This window comes from Agrobacterium tumefaciens (assembly GCF_005221325.1).
Lineage (GTDB): Bacteria > Pseudomonadota > Alphaproteobacteria > Rhizobiales > Rhizobiaceae > Agrobacterium.
Map to the genome: position 1 here is coordinate 319,821 of NZ_CP039888.1, position 24,894 is coordinate 344,714.

25 protein-coding genes are annotated in these 24,894 nt (G+C 58.6%); 22 read left to right on the top strand and 3 right to left on the bottom strand.

What is annotated here, in order from left to right:
- Positions 1 to 11 precede the first annotated feature (11 nt).
- From fliI to CFBP5499_RS01770, 3 genes are read right to left on the bottom strand one after another with little or no spacing between them, the layout of a single operon-like run.
- Positions 12 to 1,433, bottom strand: a complete 1,422-nt coding sequence (fliI, locus tag CFBP5499_RS01760) for a flagellar protein export ATPase FliI (RefSeq protein WP_080826124.1) — start codon at positions 1,431 to 1,433, stop codon at positions 12 to 14.
- Between the two features lie 11 nt (positions 1,434 to 1,444).
- A complete protein-coding gene (gene flgF, locus CFBP5499_RS01765; RefSeq protein WP_080826122.1) occupies positions 1,445 to 2,179 on the bottom strand; it encodes a flagellar basal-body rod protein FlgF in 735 nt (244 codons plus the stop codon).
- A 1-nt stretch (position 2,180) separates the two neighbouring features.
- A complete protein-coding gene (locus CFBP5499_RS01770; protein WP_130932511.1) occupies positions 2,181 to 2,960 on the bottom strand; it encodes a DUF1217 domain-containing protein in 780 nt (259 codons plus the stop codon).
- Positions 2,961 to 3,146: 186 nt separating this feature from the next.
- On the opposite strand from CFBP5499_RS01770, the gene motA reads away from it, so the two are divergent.
- From motA to fliR, 22 genes are all read left to right on the top strand, one after another.
- Positions 3,147 to 4,019 carry a flagellar motor stator protein MotA gene (gene motA, locus CFBP5499_RS01775; protein ID WP_004439982.1) on the top strand — a complete coding sequence of 291 codons (873 nt, stop codon included), beginning with the start codon at positions 3,147 to 3,149 and terminating at the stop codon, positions 4,017 to 4,019.
- Complete coding sequence (locus CFBP5499_RS01780) at positions 4,016 to 4,981, top strand: FliM/FliN family flagellar motor switch protein (protein ID WP_175416578.1); 966 nt, start codon at positions 4,016 to 4,018, stop codon at positions 4,979 to 4,981. The genes motA and CFBP5499_RS01780 overlap by 4 nt, the downstream gene beginning before the upstream one ends.
- A gap of 63 nt (positions 4,982 to 5,044) precedes the next feature.
- Positions 5,045 to 5,584, top strand: coding sequence for a flagellar motor switch protein FliN (gene fliN / locus CFBP5499_RS01785; protein WP_080826120.1), 540 nt, complete (start codon positions 5,045 to 5,047; stop codon positions 5,582 to 5,584).
- Between the two features lie 27 nt (positions 5,585 to 5,611).
- On the top strand, positions 5,612 to 6,655 hold the full coding sequence (gene fliG / locus CFBP5499_RS01790) for a flagellar motor switch protein FliG (RefSeq protein ID WP_080826118.1): 1,044 nt from the start codon (positions 5,612 to 5,614) through the stop codon (positions 6,653 to 6,655).
- A gap of 127 nt (positions 6,656 to 6,782) precedes the next feature.
- Entirely contained in the window at positions 6,783 to 7,865 is a 1,083-nt protein-coding gene (flhB, locus tag CFBP5499_RS01795) for a flagellar biosynthesis protein FlhB (RefSeq protein WP_080826116.1), read from the top strand.
- Positions 7,866 to 7,870: 5 nt separating this feature from the next.
- Positions 7,871 to 8,308: a hypothetical protein gene (locus CFBP5499_RS01800; RefSeq protein WP_080826114.1), complete on the top strand. Its 438-nt coding sequence runs from the start codon at positions 7,871 to 7,873 to the stop codon at positions 8,306 to 8,308.
- A gap of 308 nt (positions 8,309 to 8,616) precedes the next feature.
- Positions 8,617 to 9,909, top strand: a complete 1,293-nt coding sequence (locus CFBP5499_RS01810) for a flagellin (protein ID WP_080826110.1) — start codon at positions 8,617 to 8,619, stop codon at positions 9,907 to 9,909.
- A 336-nt stretch (positions 9,910 to 10,245) separates the two neighbouring features.
- Entirely contained in the window at positions 10,246 to 10,902 is a 657-nt protein-coding gene (locus CFBP5499_RS01815) for a hypothetical protein (protein WP_080826108.1), read from the top strand.
- Positions 10,899 to 12,200 (top strand): MotB family protein, encoded by a 1,302-nt coding sequence (locus CFBP5499_RS01820; RefSeq protein WP_080826106.1) that lies wholly within the window; start codon positions 10,899 to 10,901, stop codon positions 12,198 to 12,200. Before CFBP5499_RS01815 ends, CFBP5499_RS01820 begins: the two co-directional genes overlap by 4 nt.
- A complete protein-coding gene (gene motC, locus CFBP5499_RS01825; RefSeq protein WP_080826105.1) occupies positions 12,197 to 13,477 on the top strand; it encodes a chemotaxis protein MotC in 1,281 nt (426 codons plus the stop codon). The genes CFBP5499_RS01820 and motC overlap by 4 nt, the downstream gene beginning before the upstream one ends.
- A complete protein-coding gene (locus CFBP5499_RS01830; protein WP_080826103.1) occupies positions 13,474 to 14,829 on the top strand; it encodes a flagellar hook-length control protein FliK in 1,356 nt (451 codons plus the stop codon). Before motC ends, CFBP5499_RS01830 begins: the two co-directional genes overlap by 4 nt.
- Positions 14,777 to 15,343, top strand: a complete 567-nt coding sequence (locus CFBP5499_RS01835; RefSeq protein WP_175416579.1) for a lytic transglycosylase domain-containing protein — start codon at positions 14,777 to 14,779, stop codon at positions 15,341 to 15,343. Before CFBP5499_RS01830 ends, CFBP5499_RS01835 begins: the two co-directional genes overlap by 53 nt.
- Before the next feature lie 282 nt (positions 15,344 to 15,625).
- Positions 15,626 to 16,297, top strand: coding sequence for a transcriptional activator Rem (rem, locus tag CFBP5499_RS01840; protein WP_080826101.1), 672 nt, complete (start codon positions 15,626 to 15,628; stop codon positions 16,295 to 16,297).
- A gap of 105 nt (positions 16,298 to 16,402) precedes the next feature.
- Positions 16,403 to 17,680 (top strand): flagellar hook protein FlgE, encoded by a 1,278-nt coding sequence (locus CFBP5499_RS01845; protein ID WP_080826096.1) that lies wholly within the window; start codon positions 16,403 to 16,405, stop codon positions 17,678 to 17,680.
- A 22-nt stretch (positions 17,681 to 17,702) separates the two neighbouring features.
- Complete coding sequence (flgK, locus tag CFBP5499_RS01850; RefSeq protein ID WP_080826094.1) at positions 17,703 to 19,181, top strand: flagellar hook-associated protein FlgK; 1,479 nt, start codon at positions 17,703 to 17,705, stop codon at positions 19,179 to 19,181.
- Positions 19,182 to 19,184: 3 nt separating this feature from the next.
- Positions 19,185 to 20,288 carry a flagellar hook-associated family protein gene (locus tag CFBP5499_RS01855; protein WP_080826093.1) on the top strand — a complete coding sequence of 368 codons (1,104 nt, stop codon included), beginning with the start codon at positions 19,185 to 19,187 and terminating at the stop codon, positions 20,286 to 20,288.
- Between the two features lie 34 nt (positions 20,289 to 20,322).
- Entirely contained in the window at positions 20,323 to 20,667 is a 345-nt protein-coding gene (gene flaF, locus CFBP5499_RS01860) for a flagellar biosynthesis regulator FlaF (RefSeq protein WP_006313042.1), read from the top strand.
- Positions 20,664 to 21,113 carry a flagellar biosynthesis repressor FlbT gene (gene flbT, locus CFBP5499_RS01865; RefSeq protein ID WP_080826090.1) on the top strand — a complete coding sequence of 150 codons (450 nt, stop codon included), beginning with the start codon at positions 20,664 to 20,666 and terminating at the stop codon, positions 21,111 to 21,113. The genes flaF and flbT overlap by 4 nt, the downstream gene beginning before the upstream one ends.
- Positions 21,104 to 21,577, top strand: coding sequence for a flagellar hook assembly protein FlgD (gene flgD, locus CFBP5499_RS01870; protein ID WP_080826087.1), 474 nt, complete (start codon positions 21,104 to 21,106; stop codon positions 21,575 to 21,577). The genes flbT and flgD overlap by 10 nt, the downstream gene beginning before the upstream one ends.
- 45 nt (positions 21,578 to 21,622) lie before the next feature.
- Positions 21,623 to 21,889: a flagellar biosynthetic protein FliQ gene (locus tag CFBP5499_RS01875; protein ID WP_006313045.1), complete on the top strand. Its 267-nt coding sequence runs from the start codon at positions 21,623 to 21,625 to the stop codon at positions 21,887 to 21,889.
- 157 nt (positions 21,890 to 22,046) lie between these two features.
- Positions 22,047 to 24,134: a flagellar biosynthesis protein FlhA gene (gene flhA, locus CFBP5499_RS01880; RefSeq protein WP_080827469.1), complete on the top strand. Its 2,088-nt coding sequence runs from the start codon at positions 22,047 to 22,049 to the stop codon at positions 24,132 to 24,134.
- Entirely contained in the window at positions 24,131 to 24,886 is a 756-nt protein-coding gene (gene fliR, locus CFBP5499_RS01885) for a flagellar biosynthetic protein FliR (RefSeq protein ID WP_080826084.1), read from the top strand. The genes flhA and fliR overlap by 4 nt, the downstream gene beginning before the upstream one ends.
- Positions 24,887 to 24,894 lie beyond the last annotated feature (8 nt).

Sequence of the window (24,894 nt, forward strand, 5' to 3'; positions counted from 1 at the left end):
TGTTCACGGGGTCAGCCTCTCATTCTCGGATTGACCTGGGGCTGGCCATTCTGTGCTCCACCACGCAATGCGGTCGCCAGATCGGCATAGGCATCCTGTGCCGCCGGTTCGTCCGGCAGCTGTTTCAGCGTTTCATAGATGATCGGAACCTGCTTCACCGCCATGTCGAGATCGGGGTCGGTGCCGGGTCGGTAACCGCCGATGAGGCGAAGATCCCGCGTCTCCTCGAAACGATGCACCAGCGCCTTGAGGCGCGAGACCAGCTTTTCCTGATCCGGCGTCCAGGCCTTCTTGGCAAGACGCGAGATCGAGGCGAGCGGATTGATCGGCGGATAACGACCCTCTTCGGCAAGGCTGCGATCCAGCACGATATGGCCGTCGAGAATACCGCGGGTCGAATCGGCGATCGGATCGTTGTGATTGTCGCCATCCACGAGAATGGAGACGATGGCGGTGATGGTGCCGGCACCTTCCGCGCCCGGTCCTGCCCGTTCGAGCAGCCGCGGCAGTTCGGTAAAGACCGAGGCGGGATAACCGCGTGCGACGGGCGGTTCGCCAGAAGCGACCGCCACTTCGCGGATCGCATGGGCAAATCGCGTCACGCTGTCGATGATGAGAAGGACGTTGTCGCCCTGATCGCGGAAATGCTCGGCAATGGTCACGGCAGAAAGTGGAGCCATCTTGCGCAGCATCGGGCTTTCATCGCTCGTCGCGACGACGGCGACGGACTTGTTCATGTTCTCGCCCATCGTGTCTTCGATGAATTCACGCACTTCGCGGCCGCGTTCGCCGACCAGCGCAATCACCACCTTGTCGAAGGCATCGGCCTTGGCGAGCATCGACAGCAGCGTGGATTTGCCCACGCCCGAACCGGCGAAAATACCAAGACGCTGGCCGAGGCAAAGCGGCGAGAAGATATCGATCGCCCGGACACCCGTCTTGAACGGCGTCTCCACCCTTTTACGGGTCATCGAGGGCGGCGCATTGTTGGAAATCGAACGGCGCACGATGCCGGAAGCAAGCGGCCCCTGGCCGTCGATCGGCTCGCCAAGTGCATTGATGGTGCGCCCGCACCAGCTATCGTCGGGCGAGACGCGGAAGGCGCCCTTGCGGATGACGGTGTCGTGAATGCCGATCGGCTCGCCGGGCTCGATGGGGCAGACGTAGCAGATATCCGGTTCCACGCGCACGACTTCGCCGAGATGAATGCCGGTCGCGCTGCGATGGGCAACGAATTCGCCGAGCCTGACGTGCCGCGACAGGCCGGCCACCGTATAGTGCCCGGCGGCGATGGTGCGGACATGGCCGCCATGCGCCACCGAAAATTCCGGATCGGCATAGTGCCCGGCAAGGCTGGCGAGCTGGGCGAGTTTTGGCGAAATGGCCCAGCCCGAGAGCTTGGATTCCGAGAGCATGGATTCCGGCATTGTCATCCGTCAGTTCCTCAACGCGCGCCGCCGAGCGTCTTGATGCCCTCGCCGAAGGTCGATTCGGTATCGCGCATCAGCGAGGAAATGCTCTCAAAGGCGCGGTTGACCTGAATGAGCTGCGTCATCTGGGAAATGCCATTGACGTTCGACTGTTCGAGATAACCCTGAACGACGCCGACCTCATGGTTGTTGACGACCGGAACGGGCTGGGCCACGGGTTTCACGCCGCTATTGGGATGACGCAGGAACCCTTGAGAAAAATCCGCCTGGAAGATGCCGAGCGAGGCGGCGATAGTGTCGTTCTGCCTGATGGCGCCGTCGAGGCCGACGGTGATCGGGCCGCCATTCGGATTGAGCCGGATGGGGCCGCCGCCGGCGTCGAGGACGGGATAACCGCTGGACGAGATCAGCGCGCCGTCCGGGCGCATGGTGAAACGGCCGTCGCGCGTCAAAATCTGACCATCCGGCGTATCCAGCGAGAACCAGGCATCGCCCTTGATGGCGAAATCGAAGGAATTGCCGGTCTGCTCGAAAGCGCCCTGACGGGTGGAGAGATAGTCGTTGCCCTGCGACACGAAGGCCACCTTGGCGTTCATGCTGTTATGGTTCTTGGCGACCATTTCGTCGAATTTTACCTCGGAGCCGCGGAAGCCGACCGTGTTCACATTCGCCATATTGTCGGAAATGGTGGTGAGACGGCGCTCCAGCGCGATCTGCGAGGACAGGGCGACGTATAGTCCGGATTGCATATCATTTGCCTCCGAGTTTCAGGGAGTTGATGGAAATCAGCAGGTCGGGCGAAATGCCGTAGCCGCTGGAGGAGCCGAAAACGGCCAGGGGATCGTAGGTCGTCGAAGGGTTTTGCATTTCCCACATGATGGTGAAGCGCTCGAGCAGCTTTCCGACCTTCTCAGGATCCTGCAGATCCTTGATATTGATGCTTTTTTCGATGAGCGCGGCCTGCTTGTCGACATCGGCCGCAGCAAATGCGTCAGGCAGGTTGAACGTTGTGCGAAACACTTGCGCGAGCGCGTCGTCGGCCAGAAAATCGAGACCGGATTTGATTGTCGGTGCCTTGCGCTCGAAATAAAGGGCAAGCCGGACGCCGTTATTGTCGTCGCCCGCTTCCTGTTCCAGCGTCTGGCGCGCGTATTTGTCGATGACACCTGATTTGGCCGCCTCGGTGGCGGTTGCCGCCGCACCAAGGCCCGCGAAATCCAGCGACTTTGCAAGCTCGGCATAACGATTGTCGGAGAGCTTGTTGGCGAAGGCGTTCTTGTCGCTCGCCCCTTCCGTCAGCACCTTGCGGATGAAGGCTTTTGCATAGGCCATGTCTTCCAGGCCGTGGGCTTTCAGCGCGTAATTGTAAAGACGTGTATCGGCCATGAAATCGTCGATGGATTTCACGCTTCCGATCTTTTCACGGTAATATTCGGTCTCGCGCGCCACGTCCGGCTGCTTCGACACGCGCTCGAGCGACTTGCCGATATCCTGACTGATCAGTCTGTAGCTGGTGTAGGTGGAAGTCACTGAACCGCCGCTCTCGTTTGATCCCGATTTCAAGGCGCACGTCCGCCCTTGTCGGCATAATGTCGCGGCTTGCTTGTGCGAAACTGGTTGAGGCGAGGGTGGGGCAGGAGGCATTGCGGACAGGTTCACGCAAGCCACATTTTCTAGACATGGCGCCATGGAACACTGTTCGGGCGTGGTCGATCAATGAATATTGTAATTGGACTTATAATCACCTTCGGCTGCATCATCGGCGGCTATATGGCGATGGGCGGTCATCTGGACGTGCTGATTCAGCCGTTCGAATTGATGATCATCGGTGGCGCCGGTCTCGGCGGCTTCATCATGGCGAACCCGATGAAGGTCGTGAAGGACTCGGGCAAGGCGCTCGGCGAGGCCTTCAAGCATTCGGTTCCGAAGGAGCGCAACTATCTCGACGTGCTCGGCGTGCTTTATTCGCTGATGCGCGATCTGCGCACGAAATCGCGCAACGAGATCGAAGCCCATATCGACAATCCGGAAGAATCCTCGATCTTCCAGAGCGCACCCTCGGTCCTGAAGAACAAGGAACTCACCTCGTTCATCTGTGATTATGTCCGCCTCATCATCATCGGCAATGCCCGCAGCCACGAAATCGAGGCGCTGATGGACGAGGAAATCGAGACCATCCTTCATGACAAGCTGAAGCCTTACCATGCGATCACGACGATGGGCGATTCCTTCCCCGCCATCGGTATCGTCGCGGCGGTTCTCGGCGTCATCAAGGCCATGGGCAAGATCAACGAATCACCTGAGGTTCTGGGCGGCCTGATCGGCGCCGCACTCGTCGGCACCATGCTCGGCATCATCCTGTCCTATTCGATCTGCAACCCGCTCGCGTCGCAGGTCAAGATCGTCCGCACCAAGCAGCACCGCCTCTACATCATCGTCAAGCAGACGCTGATCGCCTACATGAACGGCTCGGTGCCGCAGGTCGCGCTTGAATATGGCCGTAAGACCATCTCCAACTATGAGCGGCCGTCCATCGATGCCGTCGAGCAGGAGATGATGAATCCCGGCGGCGAAAACAAGGCGGCATGATCATGGCAAAAGCTGCAGCGAAAAAAGCCCCCGCCCCCGCCATCGACACGGCCCTGCTCGCGAAACTCACGGGAGGGCTCACCGACCGCAAGACGATCGCCAGGATCGGTTCCGATATCGGTCATCTCTACAGCGAATTCCTGCCTGATATCTTTCACAGCGAGACCGGCATTGGGATCGACGTCGAATATATCGGTTCCGAATCGGGGCTGATGACCGATCTCATCGCCAATGTCGGGCAGAATGTTGCGGTTGCCGATTGTTCGCTGCGCAACTGGTGCTCCAATTTCATGATGACGGTGGGCAACGGCTTCGTCATCGCACTGATGGAGCGCATGCTGGGTGCAGCGCCCGATAGCATCGGCGACCCGGATGAGCGCAGCCTGTCCCACATCGAGCTCGATCTCGCGGCGATGGTTCTCGGCCGTATCGCCGGTGTCCTGCGCTCCGGTGTCAACGCGCCGGGCGGTTTTGAGGCGACGATAGAGCCGCCATTCAATGCCAATGGAAAAAGCGCCTTCGACGAGATGATCGCCGGCCTTTACGGCGTGACCATCCGCATGAAGATCGATATTGGCAAGGTATCCTCGGAATTTTCTCTCATCGTGCCGCAGCGACCGCTGCTCAAGACCTCCATCGTCGCCCCCAAGGCTTCAGCCCAGGCGCTGAAGAAGCAGGAGGAATGGATGGAGATGATCTCGCAGCAGGTGAAGAGGTCGCAGGTCACGCTCGAGGCGCGCATCAAGCTCGAAACGCTGACGCTGCGGACGATTTCCAAGCTGGTGGCCGGCGATGTCATTCCGTTTCAGGATCTGAAGCAGGACGATATCGGCGTCGAGGTCAGCGCCAATGGCTCCAAGCTCTATAATTGCGAATTCGGCAAGTCCGGCGACCGCTACATGGTTCGGGTGAAGAACAATGTCAGTACGGACGACGAGATCTTACGACATTTGATGGGTTAAATCCTGCCCCGCCTTTGGGGTTTTGGGCAGGCTGACGCAAGTTTCAAAGGGAATAATCAGCGCATGGCTACGAAGAAAACACCTGTGACCGATGATGCGGCGCTGCCGTCGTTTGAAGACGGCGTCGACCTCGACCAGGCTATCGGCGATCTGCGTGGCGTCCTCAAGACGGATGCGGAAGGTTCGCTGTCCGATTTTGGCGACTTCGGCGATTTCGGAAGCACGGACGAGGCTTCGACAGACAACGACCTTTCCGCCTTCGGTGGCGGAGCGGTCGATTTTGCGATGGACGATTTTGCCGCCGCCCCGCAGGTCGCGGGCGTGAAGGCACCGCTCGGCAGCGGATTGTCCGAAAACATGGAAATGATCATGGACATCCCGATCGATGTCCAGATCGTTCTCGGCACCAGCAGAATGCTCGTTTCGGGGCTGATGAGCCTCGAAGAGGGTGCGACGATCGCGCTTGATCGCAAGATCGGCGAGCCCGTCGAAATCATGGTGAATGGCCGCCGTATTGCGCGCGGTGAAATAACGGTTCTGGAAGACGACGATACGCGCTTCGGCGTAAAATTGATTGAAGTACTGAGTACGCGAAAAGCCTGATCCCTGTGGGGACGGAGAGGAAAGACCATGATGGACTTCGAGGATTTCGGTAATCCCCTTGCGGGCAAGCCGTTGTCTCAGGCCGACAAGGCGGCCGCGGTGCTTCTTGCCATGGGCAAGGGCGTCGCCGGCAAGCTGCTCAAATTTTTCACGCAGCACGAATTGCAGATGATCATTTCCTCGGCTCAGACGCTGCGCGTCATTCCTCCGGATGAACTCGCGCAGATCGTGGCGGAATTCGAAGACCTGTTCACCGAAGGAACCGGTCTGATGGACAATGCCAAGGCAATCGAAAGCATTCTCGAAGAGGGTCTGACGCCTGAAGAGGTCGACAGCCTTCTCGGCCGCCGCGCGGCCTTCCAGGCCTATGAAGCGTCGATCTGGGACCGTCTGCAGGAAGCCGAGCCAGAATTCGTCGGCAAGTTCCTGCTGCGCGAACATCCGCAGACCATCGCTTATATTCTCTCCATGCTGCCGTCCTCCTTCGGCGCCAAGGTTCTCCTGACCATTCCGGAAGAACAGCGCGCCGATATCATGAACCGCACGGTGAACATGAAGGAAGTCAGCCCGACTGCCGCGCAGATCATCGAGAAGCGCGTGGTCAACCTCATCAACGAAATCGAGGCCGAGCGTAATGCCGGCGGTTCCACGAAGGTTGCCGATCTGATGAACGAACTGGACAAGCCACAGGTCGATACGCTGCTCAGCTCGCTCGAGACGCTCAGCAAGGAAGCCGCCAACAAGGTCAAGCCGAAGATCTTCCTCTTCGACGACCTCATGTTCATGCCGCAGCGCAGCCGCGTCCTGCTGCTCAACGATGTGTCGGCGGATGTTCTGACCATGGCGCTGCGTGGCGCCACGACGGAAATCAAGGAATGCGTGCTCTCCAGCATCAGCCCGCGCCAGCGCCGCATGATCGAGTCCGATCTCGTGGTGCCGCAGGCTTCCATCAACACCCGCGAAGTGGCGATCGCTCGCCGCGCCGTGGCGCAGGAGGCGATCCGCCTCGCCAATTCCGGCCAGATCCAGCTGAAGGAAGCTGCTGCGGACGAACAATCAGCGGCGGCTTAAGCGGAAGCCGGTTGATAACCCACCTCACGGGCAAAGCCGGCCATTGCGATGGCCGGCCTCGAGCGCTAGTTTCGGGATGACGGCCTGCCGCGATCGGCGGGCCTTTTTTTGATCCCGGGAACGTGCCTTGGCAGACGATCAGGACAAGGACAGTAAAACAGAAGACCCCACGGAGAAAAAACTCCGTGATGCGGCCGAGAAGGGTAATCTTCCCTTTTCTCGCGAAGTGCCGATCTTCGCTTCGTCACTCGCTTTTTACTGTTACCTGGTTTTCTTTCTGCCGGATGGTGCCGGCCGTCTCGGTGTCACCCTGAAGGACCTGTTCGGCCAGCCCGAACAATGGAACCTCAGCACCCGGCCGGATGCCCTGTCGCTGCTCTATTTTCTCGGCACGTCCATCGCTTACCTGCTCATGCCGGCCATGATCATGTTCATCGTTTTCGGACTTGCCTCGTCCTTTCTACAGAACCTGCCGTCACCGGTGCTCGAGCGGGTGCGTCCGCAATGGTCACGCGTGTCACCGGCAAAGGGTTTCACGCGCATCTACAGTAAGCAGGGCTTTGTGGAATTCGGCAAATCGGTGTTCAAGATCATGATCGTTTCGACCATCATGTTCTTTGCCCTGCGCGGTGATTTCTACAGCCTCATCGATCTGATGTTTTCCGATCCGCAGGTGATTTTTGTCCGAGTGGTCGAGATCGTCAAAAAAATGATGGTCGTGATCCTGCTTTCAACGGCGCTGCTCGCCGCCGTGGACGTCTTGTGGACGCGCCATCACTGGTTCGGCCAGCTGAAAATGACGAAGCATGAGGTGAAGGAAGAATACAAGCAGTCGCAGGGTGACCCGGTGGTCAAATCCCGCCAGCGTTCGATCGCCCGCGACCGTGCCCGCCGCCGCATGATCAACAACGTGCCGCGTGCGACGCTGGTCATCGCTAACCCGACACACTTTGCGGTAGCACTGCGTTACGTTCGCGAAGAGGGTGACGCACCTGTCGTCGTCGCCAAGGGCCAGGACCTTATCGCATTGAAAATCCGCGAGATTGCGGAAAAAAACAATATCCCCGTTTTTGAAGACCCTCCGCTTGCACGCTCCATGTTTGCGCAAGTCTCGGTAGATAGTGTGATTCCACCAGTCTTTTACAAGGCTGTGGCGGAGCTCGTTCACCGGGTTTACGCCAGGACGTCATCGAAAATACGGGTTCAATAAAACCAATGAAAAAATCCGCCTATTCCGAACAGCGGGAAATGATCGTCGCAGAGGCGATCAACCCGATCGCCACTGAACTACGCTTGTTAGACCCGGCAGATCTGATTTCGCTCCTGAGATTCGAGTGCTATGGCAGTATCGCCGATCTCGTTTCGTCGGCGGCGGAGCTTTATTATCATCCCGGGACGATCAATTTCGGTGCCGGCGGCGAATACAAGCTCGAATGGGAAGGCGTGCCGGAGGTCGTCCTCGATCTCGAGCTGAAGCCTAAGGGCGCGACGGTCTATGCGCGATTGATTCTCGCTGACAAGCATGCGGCGATCGAGATCAATCACGTCTCGTTTCAGAACCCTTCCGAAAATCCGGACGAAAATACCGAGTTTCTCCGCCGGAGCCTGGCGGCCGCCCGATTCGTGGCGACCCGTCAGGGCGAAGCGGCTTAACCGGATCAGAGGTTACATCTTTTCATCACGTCAGTTGCGCTCGTTGAAATCACGGGCGTAACGGCCTTTTTCCGGTGCGTTTTGATCCGGGCTTGCCCGAAGCCTGCCGGTTTATGCGAAACCCGGCTGCAAAGGTCAGGAACGCCTTGCAAATCAGTCTCGTTGTTTGTTACCTATCGCATTAACGATTTGTTAACGAACGGCAGGTCGCGGTGGCTGGTTCAAGCCATTGCCGATACGCATGATGCTCCTGCTCGTTGTCGGCACCGCGCCGGATTTTTTCTGAAATTTTGAGTTGGGTGGACCCCATGACCAGCATTTTGACCAATGCGGCGGCGATGGCCGCGCTGCAAACCCTGCGTATGATCGACAAAAACCTCGAAACCACGCAGGCGCGCGTTTCATCGGGCTATCGCGTTGAGACTGCGGCGGATAATGCGGCCTACTGGTCCATTTCAACGACGATGCGTTCTGACAACACGGCCCTTTCCGCCGTGCAGGACGCTTTGGGTCTGGGGGCCGCCAAGGTCGATACCGCCTATGACGCGCTTGAAAGCACGATCGAGGTCGTCAAGCAAATCAAGGCCAAGCTCGTCGCCGCCTATGGCGTGGGCGCCGACCGCGGCAAGATCCAGGACGAAATCAAGCAGCTTCAGGAACAGCTGAAGAGCATCTCCGAATCGGCTTCCTTCTCCGGTGAAAATTGGCTGCAGGCCAGCATCAGCAACGGCGGCACGCCGCCGGTCGAGGAATCGATCACGAAAAAGGTCGTTGCATCCTTCACCCGCACAGGTGCAGGCAATGTCGGCGTCACCACCGTTGATTATGTGCTGGACAGCAGTACCGTGCTTTTCGACCTTAGCGGTGGAAATCTCGGAATTCTCGACAAGAATGCTGTTTTTGTCAGCAAGACGGAGCACGAAGTCACTCAGACGTCGACCACCGCCGGTAAGGCGACGAACGCGGGTTATGTCGTTGCGAAGCTCAGTGACGCGCAGATCGGCGTGCTTAACGCTGCAACGGCGGATACGAATACGGATCCGAATGTCTATAGTGACGGCACCGCCAATTATCTCCGTCTTGCCGAAAATGTCTGGGTCAAGGTGACGGGAACAGATCCGTCGAGCGGTGGCACCACCGTTTCCCCCGCCTATCGTGACACCGGCGCCGCCGACTGGTTTTACGACCTGAGTGGCGCGACGGCTTCTGCCGGTCGTTCGCTCGGCTTTTCCGTATCCACTCTCAATCTCGGCAATCTCGATGTCGTCGCCGCGGCAATGGGTGGTTTTGCCGGTGGCGGCACGACCTATACCGACGCCGACGCCATCGACATGATGATGTCCTTCGTTGACGGGCAGCTCGAGGCGATGACCAGCACGGCTTCCAGCCTCGGTTCGTTGCAAAGTCGCATCAGCATGCAGGACAACTTCGTTTCCAGCCTGATGGATGTGATCGACAAGGGCATTGGCCGTCTCGTCGATGCTGACATGAACGAGGAATCGACCAGGCTGAAAGCCTTGCAGACGCAGCAGCAGCTCGGCATCCAGGCGCTCTCCATCGCCAATGCCAATGCGGAAAATATTCTCCAGCTCTTCAAATAACGGGTTTCGACCGGCGTGGGCACGCGGGTGAATGGGCGCAGGCTGCCTGATCAGGCCCGCCTTCATCCTCGCACAAGTTTGAACACCTAACGTCGGGGCAAGATCGGGTGGATCGCATGGCGCGATCCGGCCGGGAATCATGGAAGAGACGGGCAGGGTAGCAAGGATGACGGTGGTGCCGCCAAACGGCTTAGAGCATTTCCAAGAAGAGTGGACCCCGATTTTCCGTCCGGAAATGCGGCGAGACTTTCGCTACTCGAGGAAAAGCGAAAACGCTCCGGATCGCCGGCAGCGACACATGTCTCGCCCCTTCGGCCAGTTTTGCCGGGGGCAGGCATGAGCGCGTCCATTGCACGATTTCTCAAGGACTTCGGTGAGGCTCAACCGGCTTCACCGGCTTTCGGCGACCCGTTGGCGGATGCCGATACCGATTTCGCGTCCGGTTTTGCCGATATCACCTCGAGTTTCGACGAATTGGCGCCCGTCGATGCGGAAGGCGAAAAACAGGCCGCCTATGCCCGTGGTCACGAAGATGCGACCCGTGAGATCACCGAAAAGATGCAGGCCGAGCGGGAAGAGCTGCTCGCCGCCCACGCGGCCGAGCTGGAGGAACTCCGTTCTGTCTATCTGGAAGAGACAGCCGTTTTTCTGTCGCGCCGTCTGCGCGAAGGTATCGATGCAATCGCCGCCAGTCTCAGCGAACAGACCGCCAATATTCTTGCGCCGCTTCTGACGGAAAAGCTGTCGCTCAAGGCTGTCTCGGCGCTCGCCGATGTGGTGCGCGCCTCAATGCCGGATGGCGAGGCGGTCACGCTGGTCGTGAAAGGCCCGAAAAACCTGTTCGAGCAATTGAAGACCCAGCCGGGCTTTGAAGAAGAAACGATGAAATTTACCGAGACCACCGATATCGATCTTTCAATCGAGTTGGGTGAAAGCGTGTTCGTGACGCGCATGTCCGCCTGGGCATCCAGTCTTCGCAAGGTGATGAAATGAGTGAAGGCGAAAATCACCACCACGGCAAGAACGAGATCATCATCGTCAAACGCCATAAGGGCGGGCACGATGGCGCCCATGGCGGCGCGTGGAAGATCGCTTATGCCGACTTCATGACAGCGATGATGGCGTTCTTCCTCGTCATGTGGCTGGTCAATGCCGCCAATGAGGAGACCAAGGCCTCGGTCGCCAGCTATTTCAACCCGATAAAGCTGTCGGACGAGAAGCCCTCGTCCAAGGGGCTGGAAAAGCCCGTCGATAAGGAAGAGGGCGTCCAGAAAAAGGACCAGTCCAACATCCAGGCGGAGAAGGTGACCAAGGGCTCCGCCGCGGCGACGGGCGAGGACCTGACGTCGCAGACCGGCGAACAGTCGAACTTCTCCGAGGCCGACTTTTTCGAAAATCCCTATTCCGTGTTGGCGGAAATCGCCCAGCAGGTCGGGCAGCAGGCCAATGTCAGCGCCAAGGGCGAGGGCGGTGCGGCCGATTCCGGCCCGGCGACGGGCGCAAGCGGCGGCGAAGCCTATCGCGATCCCTTCGATCCGGATTTCTGGACGCAGCAGGTGAAAATCACCCGCGCCGACCAGAAGCAGGTTCCCGCAGAGGCCGCGCAAGCTGCCGATGGCAAACAACAGGATGTGGCGGCCAAGGAGGCTGACAAGACCGCCGAGGCGGTCACGCTCGTGCAGGCCGGCACACCCGCCGACAAGACGGAAGATGGCAAGCCGACGGAAATCGCATCAGTAGTGCCGCAGCAGCGCCCGGATGCCGCCGAGCAGGCCGCGCTTGCCAAGCCCAATCCGGATGAGGCAAGCAAAGCCAGCGATGCCGAATGGGAAAAAGCCGATACGCTGCGCGAAGAAATCGAGAAGCAGATATCCGGCATCACCGGCAAGCTTTCCGAGGGACTGGTGGTGACGCCGGCCGAAGGCGGATTGCTGTTGACCATTTCCGACCAGGCGGAAACGCCGATGTTCAATATCGGATCGGCCGTTCCCCGGGGCGAGCTGGTTCTGGCCATGGAGAAGATCGGTAAATTGCTGCAGGAGCGCGGCGGCAGCGTGGTGATCCGCGGCCATACCGACGGCCGGCAGTTCAAGGGTGAGGCCAATGACAACTGGCGTCTCTCCATGGATCGTGCCCATAGCGCCTATTACATGCTGGTGCGCGGCGGCCTCTCGGAAGAACGGGTGAAACAGGTTTCGGGTTTCGCGGACCGCAGATTGCAGGTGCCGTCGGACCCCCTGGCGGATGCCAACCGCCGTATCGAAATCCTGCTTGAGGCTGATCGGGGGTGAGTGTGACGAAAACCTCGAAACGCTGGCTTCTTCTTGCGGCGACGCTTTGCGGTCTCGGTTCCGAGCCGAGCAAGGCGTTTTCGCAATCGCAAGACAATCTCATGCCCTACGCCATGCTGCGGTCCTTGCAATTCGTGCAGGATTCGGTCGCCATGGGAGATCATTCCGCCTCCGAAATGCAGCGCTTTCTGCTGCAGACGATCGATGAGCGGCTGAAGAGCGCACCTTCGGCGATCTTCAAGGACCCGCGCAATGTCGATGCGGCGCTGATCTATGCGATGAGCGGCGGCAACCCGGCCACGCTGGAATTGCTGGTCGCGCGCGATGTGGATGGCAATTTCGACAGCCGTGTCGCCGATATCCTGCGCAAATACCTGTCAGGCAAGGGAACGCTGGTGGCGCAGAGCATCGCTGCCATGGTGCCGGAATATCGCGGCACGCGGATTGGCGCCTATCTGGCGCTGATCGGCGGCAATGTGACGATCCCGCGCGATCCGCTGGCGGCACTCACCTTTTATGACATCGCCCGGCTTGAAGCACCCGGCACCATCGTGGAGGAGGCGGCTTTGCGCCGCTCGCTCGCGATTGCGGTGGAAGACGGCGACGCGACAAGGGGTGTCGAATATGCGCAGCGTTATGCGCGGCGGTTCCTGCATTCGCCCTATGCCAGCCAGTTCGCGGATCTTCTCGTCTCGCTGGTCGTCAAGCGCGCCGATTCCATCGGTGAAGAGGCGATACAGGAAACCTTCGCCATGATGGATACGGAGAGGCAGAAGGAAGCTTATCTGCGCCTTTCCCGCCTGGCGGCGATCAGCGGCAAGGATTCGCTGGCGCGCATGGCGGCGCTGAAGGCAAAGACGCTTTCTCCGGCTTTGCCGGGCACACCGGAAGTACAGGCCAATCTTTATGAAAGTCTCTCCAACATCGGCACGCCCGATGTGGTGAGCGCGATCGAGACAATCGGGCAAATTCCCGAAGCGCAGCTGTCGGATCGGGACAGGGCGCTGCGGGATGCGGCAAGGGCGATTGCCGATCAGGTGGTGCGCCTCCCTTCCGGGGAGATCGCCGTCGAGGCCGAGGCTGCGGCGACGAACGAGCCCGGGGGCACTGCACCTGCAAAAGAGGCGGCGGTCGCTGCCGAGACAAAAAGCATATGGCGGGTTGAAACCCAGAAGGCGGACGATGCGGGCGAAGGCGTCCGGCAACTCGTGACGAGTGGCCGCAGCAAGCTCGATGAAATCGACAGCCTGTTGAAGAAAGGCGAGGGGGCACCATGATCGACGCAACCATCAACGCGATAGTGAACGCGCCACCATCCGACGCCCGCGCCGGCAGCGCCAACGCAAGGGACGACGCCAAGGGCGGCAGTTTCGGCGACGCACTTTCTACGATCCGTGACGAACGCACGCCGCAATCGCGGCATCAGCAGCAAGATGCGGGATCGGCCAGGGACGAGCAAGCAAAACCCGATGGCGAGGCTGAGAAGATGGATGCTCCGGTCAAACGCCCTCCAACCTTTCTGAGTGTGATCGCTCAAGAGCATGTTGGCGAAACCCGTAACCATGAGACGGTGGCCGAGTTTCAGAACGCTTTGAAAACGGTGCGCACCTCGGCTGACAACGGCAAGACCGGCAAGAAGCTCAAGGATGAGACGGATAAGGACGCCGAGACGGCAGCGGACACGATCGATCCGAAGCTTGCAGAGCTCAAGACGGTCATGATCGGTGCCGGCGATATTGCGACAGCCAAGACGCCGCTTGAGGAAATTGCGCAGGCGATTGCCGGCAAGGCGGACCTGGTGAAATCCGACAGGGCCGAACCCGTGCGCGGCAAGGCTGAGCCTTCGCTGAAGGACATGCCAACGAAGATGGAGCTTGCTGCAAACGAGGCGGACACCGGCTCGGAAAGCGGCAACGATGCCTCAGCGTTCCGTTTCGCCTCCTCCCGCTCGGGCACGGCCCGCGCGCTTGATATGGGCACGGTTCAGCGTGAAGGCCGCGTCGATTTCGAGGTCAGGGAAAGCAGCGGCAAGGTGGCCGATACGGTTACCGTTGTCGATTCACGGCGGTTCATTGGCCTGGCGCCCTCGACCAACGCTTCGGCTCTGACCGGCCTCATCGTTAGTGATCCGGAATGGGTCAGCGCCATGCAGCCGGGTTCGTCGCTGTCCAACGCAGCGGCCCAGAGCAGCACGGGCAAGGTTGTGCATACGCTGAAGCTGCATATGACGCCGATCGAGCTCGGATCGGTGACGATGTCGCTGCGCCTGGCGGGCGATGAGCTCGCCGTTCACATGACGGTGGAGAGCGTGGCGGCCTATAAAAAGCTTCAGGACGACAGCAAGAGCATCCTTGAAGGCCTCAAGGCGCAGGGTCTGACGGTTGACAACATCACCATCAGCATCGCTTCTTCCGACAAGAGTGACCAAACGGGCACACAGGGCAACAATCAGCAAAATCAGCAGGCGCAGCAGCAGGGCCAGCAGGCCGCTGCGGGGCGCAACCGTGACGAGTCCGGCGCACGGGATGGCCGGCAAGGCAATGGTGATAATTTGGGGGTGCATAATGAAGGCATGGATGGCGCTTCTGGCTCTGCCCGCTCTTCTGCTGACAATGGCGTCTACCTCTGAAAACGCGTCGGCTTCGGCAACATCAGGTGTCTGTGAAAGAGAAATCCAGTCGGCCGCCCGCAAATATGGCGTGCCGGAAGGAATTCTCTATTCCGTCGGCCTGACCGAGACGGGCCGCAAGGGGCGGCTCGACCCTAATGCAATGAATATTGAAGGAAAACCGGTATTTGCGGCCTCCACGGAGGAGGCGCTGCTGACTTTCGAGGCGGCAAAGCGCAACGGCGCCAAGCTGATCGACCTCGGATGCATGCAGATAAATCATTATTTCCATGGCGAAAACTTCACATCCGCGCGGGAAATGTTCGATCCGCGCCGCAATGTCGAATATGCCGCCATGTTCCTGCGCAATCTCCATAACAGGCATGAAACCTGGACGATGGCGGTCGCGCGCTATCATGCCGGCCCGAATAATGACCCCGCGCAGAAGAAATATGTCTGCCGCGTCATCGCCAATCTGGTGGCGACGGGTTACGGGAAATGGACTCCCAACGCGAAAAGCTTCTGCGACGGATGACAACCTGAGATTGCTTCTGAAAGGCCCAGGACTCGCAATTTGAAATGTGGCGAGAGAAAGCCCGAAAAAAGGCATTTCAAGCTGTTTTTTTCGATTTTCAAAATTTTTACACAAAAATTTTGTACCATATATGGTTAACACCTACTATATATAGATCAAATCGGCACAAAATAGTTAATCAATTATTAATAACTATCGATGATTTCCTACAGTTGTCGCTGAATCCCCCGATTCGTACCAATGCCACATTGGAAAACACCACACTGATTCGGAGGCGGACGAATGATCGTAGTGGTTGATGAGCGCGAGCTCGTTAAAGACGGCTATACATCTCTATTTGGGCGTGAGGGCATCCCCTCGACCGGTTTCGATCCGGTCGAATTCGGGGAATGGGTCTCAACGGCAGCTGAAAGCGATCTTGCGGCCGTGGAGGCCTTCCTGATCGGCCAGGGCGACCGGAGCTTTTCTTTGCCGAAGGCGATCAGGGATCGCACGACGGCACCTGTCATCGCGGTCAGCGACCAGCCCTCGCTGGAAGCAACGCTCGCGCTTTTCGACAGCGGCGTCGATGATGTCGTGCGCAAGCCGGTTCACCCCCGTGAAATCCTGGCGCGTGCGGCGGCGATCCGTCGCCGCCTGCAGGTCATCTCGAACTTCACCGATGCCGGACCGATCCGGGTTTTCTCCGACGGTCGCGATCCCGAAGTGTGCGGCGAAGTATTTGCCTTGCCGCGCCGCGAGCGCCGCATCCTTGAATATCTGATTGCCAATCGCGGACGTCGCGTTTCCAAGTCGCAGATTTTCAATGCCATCTACGGCATCTTCGATGATGACGTCGAAGAGAACGTCGTTGAAAGCCACATCAGCAAGCTGCGCAAGAAACTGCGCAAGAAGCTCGGCTACGATCCGGTCGATTCCAAGCGGTTCCTCGGCTACAGCATTGATTGGCAATGATTTTCATTGACCCGCGTGGTCTTTTTCAAACGCGGTATTTCAGACAGCTTCACGCAAGCCAAACGCTTTACCTTCTCCCTGAAAGATGACCACGAGGGTTTTTGAATGAGTATTTTCGGCACTATGCGAACCGGTGTGTCCGGCATGAATGCACAGGCGAACAAGCTGGGCACCGTGGGCGACAACATCGCCAACGCAAGCACCACCGGCTACAAGCGCGCATCGACGTCGTTCTCCTCGCTCGTTCTGCCCTCCTCGTCCGGCAGCTATGCTTCCGGCGGCGTGCAGTCCAACGTTCGCTACAGCATTTCGGAGCAGGGCAACCTCTCCTACACCACGTCGAGCACGGACCTTGCCATTCAGGGCAACGGCTTCTTTGTGGTTCAGGATGGATCGGGCACGCCCTACCTGACCCGCGCCGGCTCTTTCGTGAAGAACTCGGAAGGGTATCTGGAAAACGCGGCTGGCTTCCAGCTGATGGGTTACCCCTATGGTTCCAACCCGCCGGCAGCCGTCGTCAATGGCTTTACGGGTCTTGAAGCCATCAACGTCAACGATTTCGGCCTGACGGCATCGCCCTCCACGCAGGGTAGCTTCCCGGCCAATCTCAATCGCGATGACAAGGCTGCAACGGCACCGCTGCCGAGTTCCAACTCCGCGACTGCGGCGTTCGGCAACAAGACGTCGTTGACGGCATTCGATAGCGGCGGCGCGAAGGTGCTCTACGATTTCTACTACACCAAGACCGGCGACAACACCTGGGAAGTAGCGGTTTATCGTCAGGATCAGTCGACGAATGGCGGTTTCCCTTACACGGCAACCCCTGCAGCTAATCTTGTTCAGACAAAGGTGGATCTGGAATTCGATCCTGCCACGAACAAGCTCACGGCCGCATCTCCCAAAGGGATCACGATTAACGATCAGGTCAGTGGCGTGCCGCAGGCGATCGATATCGATCTGTCGCAGATGACGCAGTTCTCGTCGAAGTTCACGCCCGGTACCGCGGTGCTGAACGGCAACGGTCCAAGCCAGATCAAGGACGTTGAAATCGGTAAGGACGGCGTTGTGACGGCGGTCTATCAGGATGGCGGCCGCCGCAACATCTACCAGCTGGCGCTGGCCACGGTGCCGAGCGTCGACAATCTCAGCCCGCAGAACGGCAACGTCTATCTGCCGAGCAACGACTCGGGTGTCGTCACCATCGGCTTCGCTCAGACGGGAAGCTTCGGCTACATCCAGAAGGGGGCGCTGGAAGGCTCGAACGTCGATATCGCCAGCGAACTCACCGACATGATTGAATCCCAGCGTATCTACACCGCGAATTCGAAGGTCTTCCAGACTGGATCGGATTTGATGGACGTTCTGATCAATCTGAAGAGATAGTAATTCCTACGGGGACAGATGAATGTCGCTCACGTCAGCAATGAATACTGCGCAGTCGATTTTCAATAACACAGGTAAGCAGACTGACGTTACTTCGAAAAACATTGCCAATGTCGGCAATGCGAACTACGTCAAGCGAACCGCCATTCTCGGCACGACCATGGCCGGAGCGAGTATCGTCTCCAATGGCCGTGCCCAGAATGAAAGTCTTCTCCGACAGACGATTTCCAGCTCTTCTTTTGCTTCCGGCCAGAGCTCCGTTCTGAGCGGTCTTGAGGAAATGAAGAGCATTTTTGGCGGCAACGATTATGAGAGTTCGCCGGCCAACTATATGAAGGAACTGCTCAAGAGCCTGGACGGTTACGCGGCGAAGCCGAGTGATGCCGCCCTGGCAGCGACGGCAGTGACCTCGGCTTCGGATGTCGCCAGCTCCCTCAACACGGCGTCGTCCGAATTGCAGGCAATGCGCCTGCGCGCCGACAAGGAAATGTCCCTCCAGGTCGACAAGCTGAACGGACTGCTCGCGAAGTTCGAGGAAGCCAATAACGAGGTCAAGGCGCAGACGGCGATCGGCGGTGATGCGAGCGACGCGCTCGATCAGCGCGAGACGCTTCTGAAGGATATTTCCTCCATCGTCGGCATCAATGTCGTCAATCGCCCGAACAACGATGTCGCGCTCTATACGACTGATGGCGCGACGCTGTTCGAAATCGTGCCGCGTAGCGTGACCTTCAAGTCGCAGCCGGGTTACGACGCGACGACCACCGGCAACGCTATTTACATCGATGGCGTGGCGCTGAAGGCCGGCACCGGCACAAATACCACGGCCGCGGGTTCGCTGCAGGGCCTGATGCAGGTTCGTGACGATCTGGCGCCAACGATGCAGAGCCAGCTCGACGAAATTGCGCGCGGTCTCATCACCATGTTTGCGGAAAAGCCGGCGGACCCGACCAGCGGCCTGCCGGACATGCCGGGCTTGTTCACCTACGGCTCACCGGCCGCGACGACCATTCCGCCAGACGGAGTTGTCTCTCCCGGGCTCGCAGCCAGCATTACCGTCAACCCGGCGTTAATTATTTCCAAAGGTGGCAATCCGGAATTGTTGCGTGACGGCGGTATCAACGGTACCGATTATGTCATCAATACCGCAACTTCGGGGGGAACCGGTTTTTCCGCCCTGATCCGCAGCTATGTCACGGCTTTTGACGCGCCCATGAATTTTGCCGCGTCGACACGTATCGATACGAATACCAGCATCTTGAAATACGGCACCAACTCGATGGGGTGGCTCGAACAGGAACGTTCCGGTGCGACTTCGGCAAACGAAGCAAAAAGCGCGCTTTATGAGCGCTCCGCCACCTCCTATTCGAACAATACAGCGGTCAGCCTGGATGAGGAGCTCTCGCTGCTCATGGATATCGAGCAATCCTACAAGGCCGCCACGAAACTTGTGACCACCGTCGACGAGATGCTCAAGTCGCTGATGGACATGGTGAGGTAAACGATGAAAACGTCCTTCATTTCATCGCTGGCAATGCAGAACAGCATGCGCAGCACCATCCTGAAGGCTCAGCTTGAGATGACCAATCTCAACACCGAGCTGACGACGGGCAAGCATGCCGATCTCGGCCTGACGCTGGGCGCCAATACCGCCCGCAGCCTCGATCTCAATCGCGATGTCGACCGCATCTCCTCGCTGGTCAGCGTCAATTCGATTGCGACGCAACGCCTCAAGTCCTCGCAGACGGCACTGGACGGCATGGCAAAGGCGGCGCAGGAAATCCAGAAGGTACTCGTTCCCAACACCAGCAGTGAAGCGCCGACGCTGACGACGGTCTCCCAGACCATCTCGAATGCGTTCAACAATTTCACGAGCTTCGCCAATACGGCGGTCAATGGCGAGTATTTGTTTTCCGGCATCAATACGGATGTGAAGCCCGTCGATGACTATTTCGCGGATGGATCTCCACTGAAAGCGGCCTATGAGACGGAGTTGAATGCATTCATGGCGGCGCAGACGCCGCCGGTGGGTGATTTCGCCAGCCTGTCGAAACCGCAGGTCGAAGCCTTCATGACCCATATCGAAGGCGTGTTCAACGGCACGACGACGGTTACCAATCCGCCGCACAGCAGCCTGACGGCCGGCCAGAACTACGATTTCTGGACGTCCTTCGGTTCGAAGGCGAGCGACACCAATATGACGAGCCGTATCAGCCAGAACGAGGTTGTGGAAACGTCCAGCAACAGCAATTCGCAGGGCATGCGCTACTTCGCACTGACCGCGATGACATCGATGACCTTCCTTGATCCGAAGGTCGACAGCGGGACTCGCGAAATGGTGGCGATGAAGTCGGTCACCAATATCGGCACCGCCATCAATGGCCTGAACCAGCAGCAGAGCCAGCTCGGTCTTTCCGAAAGCCGTGTTTCGAAAGCAAACGAATCGCTGGAGGCGCAGAAGAAGATCATCGAAACGCATCTACTGGATATTGAGGGGATCGATACCTACGAGGCGAAAACCCGTCTCGACCTGCTGCAGCAGCAGATTGAAATCGCATACAGCCTCACGTCGCGTCTGCAAAAAATGAGTCTGGTAAACTACCTCTGATGAACAGGGGTGGCGGCAGATAAAGGATACATGAATGTACCAGTTTTCCTACGCCGAAATCATGGAGGATGGTGTCGCCAACGCGAAAGATCGCGAGCGGCAGGCGTTGACAAAATCGATCGACCTTCTGGTGGAGGCAAGGGACTCCTCTTCGCAGCGCCACTCGATCGAAGCACTTTTTTACACTCGACGGGTCTGGATCCGCTTCATTGAGGATCTCAAGCAACCCGACAACCAGCTGGCCATGGAGCTCAGAGCCAATCTGATTTCCATCGCGATCTGGATTTTGAAAGAGTGCGAACTGATCCGGAAACGTCAGTCGACGAATTTCCAGGGCATTATTGACGTGACAACCATCATCAGGGATGGACTGAAATGAAAAGTACACTTCGAATTTCGCTGAAATCGGGCGAAAAGATTTTCATCAACGGCGCGGTTCTGCGTGTGGATCGTAAGGTGGCGCTGGAATTCCTGAACGATGTCACGTTCCTGCTTGAAAACCACGTTCTGCAGCCCGACCAGGCGACGACCCCGCTCCGGCAGCTTTATTTCATCGCGCAGATGATCCTCATCAACCCGGAAGGGCGCGAGCAATCCACCAACATGTTCCGCAAGTCCGTGAGCATGCTGCTCAATTGCTTCCAGCATGATGAGGTTCTGGCGGAACTGAAGCGGATCGACGGGCTGGTTGCCTCCGGCAAGGCTTTCGAAGCACTGAAGGCCATTCGCGGTCTCTACACGATCGAGGAAAAAATCCTCAGCAATCAGGAAATGACCCCGGCAACGATCGAACAGATTCGCAAGGAGATCGCACCATGGCGGTAGATGCAGTTAATGCGGCAGCGGCTAACCCCTGGGCCAATGCCGGGGCGAGCAGCAGTGACAAGAATGCGGCCTCGCTGAACTATGACAGCTTCCTGAAGCTTCTCATCGCCCAGATGAAGAACCAGGATCCGACCAGCCCGATGGATGCGGGTCAGCAGATGTCGCAGCTGGCAAGCTTCTCGCAGGTGGAGCAGACGATCAAGACCAACACCCACCTGAAGAGCATGCTGCAGGCGGAAGCCCTGACACGCGCGTCCGATCTTGTCGGCAAGACCGTCAAGAGCGCCGATGACAAGGTCACAGGTGTGGTAAAGGAAGTGCAGGTCTACTCCGACGGCATCATCGCACTCACCGAAGCCGGTGATAAAGTGCTGGTGCAGGCCGGCGTGGTCTTCTCCAACGGCCCGATCACGAGTAAATCTACAGGGACAACCACCGATTCGAGCAAACCGGCCGGTTCCTGATAATGAAGCGGCATGATGCCGCTTCCATGAAACAAGGATGCGACGATGAACGAGGCCGATGCGCTTGATATCATGCAGGCGGCAGTCTGGACTGTTCTCGTCGCGGCCGGTCCGGCGGTTCTGGCCGCCATGATCGTCGGTGTCGCCATCGCCTTCATCCAGGCCCTGACCCAGGTTCAGGAAATGACGCTGACCTTCGTTCCCAAGATCGTGACGATCATGATCGTCCTCGGTGTCGCCGCCCCCTTCGTGGGCGCGCAGATCGTACTTTTTTCCAACCTCGTCTTTTCCCGCATCCAGTCGGGCTTCTGATCCCCGTTTTCTTCGGATGCCATCCTCGCGCAAGCTTCAGCGGCTAGGGATAGGCTGAAAGCATCGGCCCGAATTGCGTGCGCTTTTCGAAAACCGATGCCCGGAACCGTGCGACGGCTTTTCCGTCGCCCTTCTCATGAAGAGACAGGACGAATTCATGGCGCAGCCACCAGTCATCTCCTTGCCCAAGGTCAGTCCGAGCATGCGGGATATCGGTTTCGCATTGGGCATCATTGCGATCCTTTGTGTTCTGTTTCTGCCCATTCCGGTCATGCTGGTGGATATCGGTCTGGCGTTCTCGATTGCGCTTTCGGTCCTCATTCTCATGGTGGCGCTCTGGATCCAGCGCCCGCTGGACTTCTCGTCATTCCCGACCGTGCTGCTGATTGCGACGATGATCCGCCTGTCGCTGAACATTGCGACGACGCGTGTCATCCTTTCGCATGGTAACGAGGGGCCGACGGCGGCAGGTGGCGTGATCGCGGGCTTTTCCAGCCTGGTCATGTCCGGCGATTTCGTCATCGGTCTGATCGTCTTCCTGATCCTGATCACGGTCAACTTCATCGTCATTACCAAGGGTGCGACGCGTATCGCCGAAGTCGGCGCGCGCTTCACCCTCGATGCCATCCCCGGCAAGCAGATGTCGATCGACGCGGATCTGTCCGCCGGCATCATCGACGAAAAGGAAGCTCAGCGGCGTCGCCGCGAACTGGAGGAGGAAAGCTCCTTCTTCGGTTCGATGGACGGCGCCTCGAAATTCGTCCGCGGCGATGCGATTGCCGGCCTCATCATCACAGCGATCAATATTTTTGGCGGCATCATCATCGGTTACTTCCGCCACGGCATGCCAATTGGCGAAGCGGCCGACGTTTTCGTCAAGCTTTCGGTTGGTGACGGTATCGTTTCGCAGATCCCGGCCCTGATCGTATCGCTGGCGGCCGGCCTTCTGGTATCGCGCGGCGGCACGGCCGGGTCGACCGATCAGGCGGTCGTCAATCAGCTGAGCGGTTATCCGCGCGCGCTCATGGTCTCGGCCATGCTGATGGGGCTGCTCGCCATCATTCCGGGCCTGCCCTTCCTGCCCTTCATGTTCCTCGGTGGCATCATGGCCTTCGGCAGCTGGTATATTCCGCGCCAGGCGGAGGCCGAAAGCGCACTTCGCCGCCAGGAAGAGGAGAACAAGGTTCTCCAGACAACCGAGGCGGAAAAAGATTCGGTCAAGCAGGTGCTGAAGACCGCCGAGATCGAGCTCGCGCTCGGCAAGCAGGTTTCCACCCGCCTTCTCGGCGCGCATCAGGAGCTGGCCTTCCGCGTCGGCAAGATGCGGAAGAAATTCGCCACGCAATATGGCTTTGTGGTGCCGGAGATCAAGGTCTCCGACGACATCATGATCCCGGAAAAGGCCTATCAGATTCGTGTCCACGGCACGACCATCGCGTCCAGCAACCTGCGCGTCGGCGATGTGCTTGTCGTGACCGGGGCAGGGCGCAAGCCGAGCATCCCTGGTGACGAAATCCGCGAACCCGCTTTCGGCATGCCCGCCGTCTCGATCCTCGAGACCTTTACCGAGGATCTGAAGCGCGAAGGCTTCCACCCGATCGACAACGTCTCCGTCGTGTTGACGCATCTGAGCGAAGTCATCCGCAACAACCTGCCGCAGCTTCTCTCCTACAAGGACGTCAAAATCCTCATTGACAGGCTCGATCCCGAATACAAGAAGCTGGCCGATGAAATCTGCTCATCGCACATGTCCTATTCAGGCCTGCAGGCGGTCCTGAAGCTGCTGCTCGCCGAGCGCGTATCGATCCGCAACCTGCATCTCATTCTCGAAGCCGTCGCCGAACTTGCACCGCATGTGCGCAAGACGGAACAGATCGTCGAGCATGTGCGGGTGCGCATGTCGCAGCAGCTCTGCGGCGACCTTGCCGACAATGGCGTGCTGCGCGTCCTTCGCCTCGGCAACAAGTGGGACATGGTCTTCCATCAGGCGCTGAAGCGCGACCAGAAGGGCGAAATCGTCGAATTCGACATCGATCCCCGCCATCTCGAGGAATTTTCGGAGCAGGCGTCGAAAGTTATCCGTGAATTCATGGATCGCGGCCTGCCCTTTGTCCTTGTAACCTCGCCGGAAACGCGGTCCTATGTGCGCATGATTATCGAGCGACTCTTTGCGACCCTGCCGGTTCTTTCGCATGTGGAACTGGCCAAGGGTCTGGAGATCAAGATTCTGGGCGCCATTTCATGATAACCGACCCGCAGGGAACAATCGTTGCATTGTTCCTTGCCATCTGCCGTATAGGCGCCTGCTTCATGACCATGCCGGGCTTTTCAAGCTCGCGCATTTCACCGCAGATTCGTATGCTTCTCTGTGTGGCCGTGTCCATGGCGCTTCTGCCGGTGCTTTGGGACACGATCTATCCGAAGGTTTCCGGCGCCAGCCAGGGCACGGTCGTCGGTCTCATCTTCACAGAGGTACTCATCGGCGCGATGTATGGGCTGATCGCCCGCTTCTACACGCTCGGCTTCCAGTTCACCGGGGCGCTCATCGGCGCTTCCATCGGCCTCAGTGCGCCAGGCGGTGCCGATCCCATCGAAGACGTGCAGGAAAACCAGATCGCCAACTTCATCACCTTCGGTGGCCTGTTGGTGCTGTTCATGATGGATTTCCACCACATCGTCCTGAAGGCGCTGGTGGATTCATACACCGCCACGCCGGTCGGCGCGCTCATCAGCGGACAGAAGATGCTGATCACGCTGACCGATACGCTGAGAGCTTCCTTCTCGATCATGCTGCGGCTGGCGAGCCCCTTCGTGATTTATGGCCTGATGTTCAACGTCGCGGTCGGTCTCATCAACAAGCTGGCGCCGCAAATCCCGGTCTTCTTCATATCGACGCCATTCGTTCTGGCGGGCGGTCTTTTCATGCTCTATTTGTCGGTCGCGGCCCTCATCCGGCAATTCGTGGATGGGTTCGGCCCGGTCTTTATCGGCTTTTGATCGGGAGA

Excerpts from the sequence above, each read along its gene's own strand:
- fliI (WP_080826124.1), bottom strand. The coding sequence starts at position 1,433 with ATGACAATGCCGGAATCCATGCTCTCGGAATCCAAGCTCTCGGGCTGG.
- flgF (WP_080826122.1), bottom strand. The coding sequence starts at position 2,179 with ATGCAATCCGGACTATACGTCGCCCTGTCCTCGCAGATCGCGCTGGAG.
- motA (WP_004439982.1), top strand. The coding sequence starts at position 3,147 with ATGAATATTGTAATTGGACTTATAATCACCTTCGGCTGCATCATCGGC.
- CFBP5499_RS01780 (WP_175416578.1), top strand. The coding sequence starts at position 4,016 with ATGATCATGGCAAAAGCTGCAGCGAAAAAAGCCCCCGCCCCCGCCATC.
- fliN (WP_080826120.1), top strand. The coding sequence starts at position 5,045 with ATGGCTACGAAGAAAACACCTGTGACCGATGATGCGGCGCTGCCGTCG.
- fliG (WP_080826118.1), top strand. The coding sequence starts at position 5,612 with ATGATGGACTTCGAGGATTTCGGTAATCCCCTTGCGGGCAAGCCGTTG.
- CFBP5499_RS01800 (WP_080826114.1), top strand. The coding sequence starts at position 7,871 with ATGAAAAAATCCGCCTATTCCGAACAGCGGGAAATGATCGTCGCAGAG.
- CFBP5499_RS01810 (WP_080826110.1), top strand. The coding sequence starts at position 8,617 with ATGACCAGCATTTTGACCAATGCGGCGGCGATGGCCGCGCTGCAAACC.
- CFBP5499_RS01815 (WP_080826108.1), top strand. The coding sequence starts at position 10,246 with ATGAGCGCGTCCATTGCACGATTTCTCAAGGACTTCGGTGAGGCTCAA.
- CFBP5499_RS01820 (WP_080826106.1), top strand. The coding sequence starts at position 10,899 with ATGAGTGAAGGCGAAAATCACCACCACGGCAAGAACGAGATCATCATC.
- CFBP5499_RS01830 (WP_080826103.1), top strand. The coding sequence starts at position 13,474 with ATGATCGACGCAACCATCAACGCGATAGTGAACGCGCCACCATCCGAC.
- CFBP5499_RS01835 (WP_175416579.1), top strand. The coding sequence starts at position 14,777 with ATGGCGCTTCTGGCTCTGCCCGCTCTTCTGCTGACAATGGCGTCTACC.
- rem (WP_080826101.1), top strand. The coding sequence starts at position 15,626 with ATGATCGTAGTGGTTGATGAGCGCGAGCTCGTTAAAGACGGCTATACA.
- CFBP5499_RS01845 (WP_080826096.1), top strand. The coding sequence starts at position 16,403 with ATGAGTATTTTCGGCACTATGCGAACCGGTGTGTCCGGCATGAATGCA.
- flgK (WP_080826094.1), top strand. The coding sequence starts at position 17,703 with ATGTCGCTCACGTCAGCAATGAATACTGCGCAGTCGATTTTCAATAAC.
- CFBP5499_RS01855 (WP_080826093.1), top strand. The coding sequence starts at position 19,185 with ATGAAAACGTCCTTCATTTCATCGCTGGCAATGCAGAACAGCATGCGC.
- flaF (WP_006313042.1), top strand. The coding sequence starts at position 20,323 with ATGTACCAGTTTTCCTACGCCGAAATCATGGAGGATGGTGTCGCCAAC.
- flbT (WP_080826090.1), top strand. The coding sequence starts at position 20,664 with ATGAAAAGTACACTTCGAATTTCGCTGAAATCGGGCGAAAAGATTTTC.
- flgD (WP_080826087.1), top strand. The coding sequence starts at position 21,104 with ATGGCGGTAGATGCAGTTAATGCGGCAGCGGCTAACCCCTGGGCCAAT.
- CFBP5499_RS01875 (WP_006313045.1), top strand. The coding sequence starts at position 21,623 with ATGAACGAGGCCGATGCGCTTGATATCATGCAGGCGGCAGTCTGGACT.
- flhA (WP_080827469.1), top strand. The coding sequence starts at position 22,047 with ATGGCGCAGCCACCAGTCATCTCCTTGCCCAAGGTCAGTCCGAGCATG.
- fliR (WP_080826084.1), top strand. The coding sequence starts at position 24,131 with ATGATAACCGACCCGCAGGGAACAATCGTTGCATTGTTCCTTGCCATC.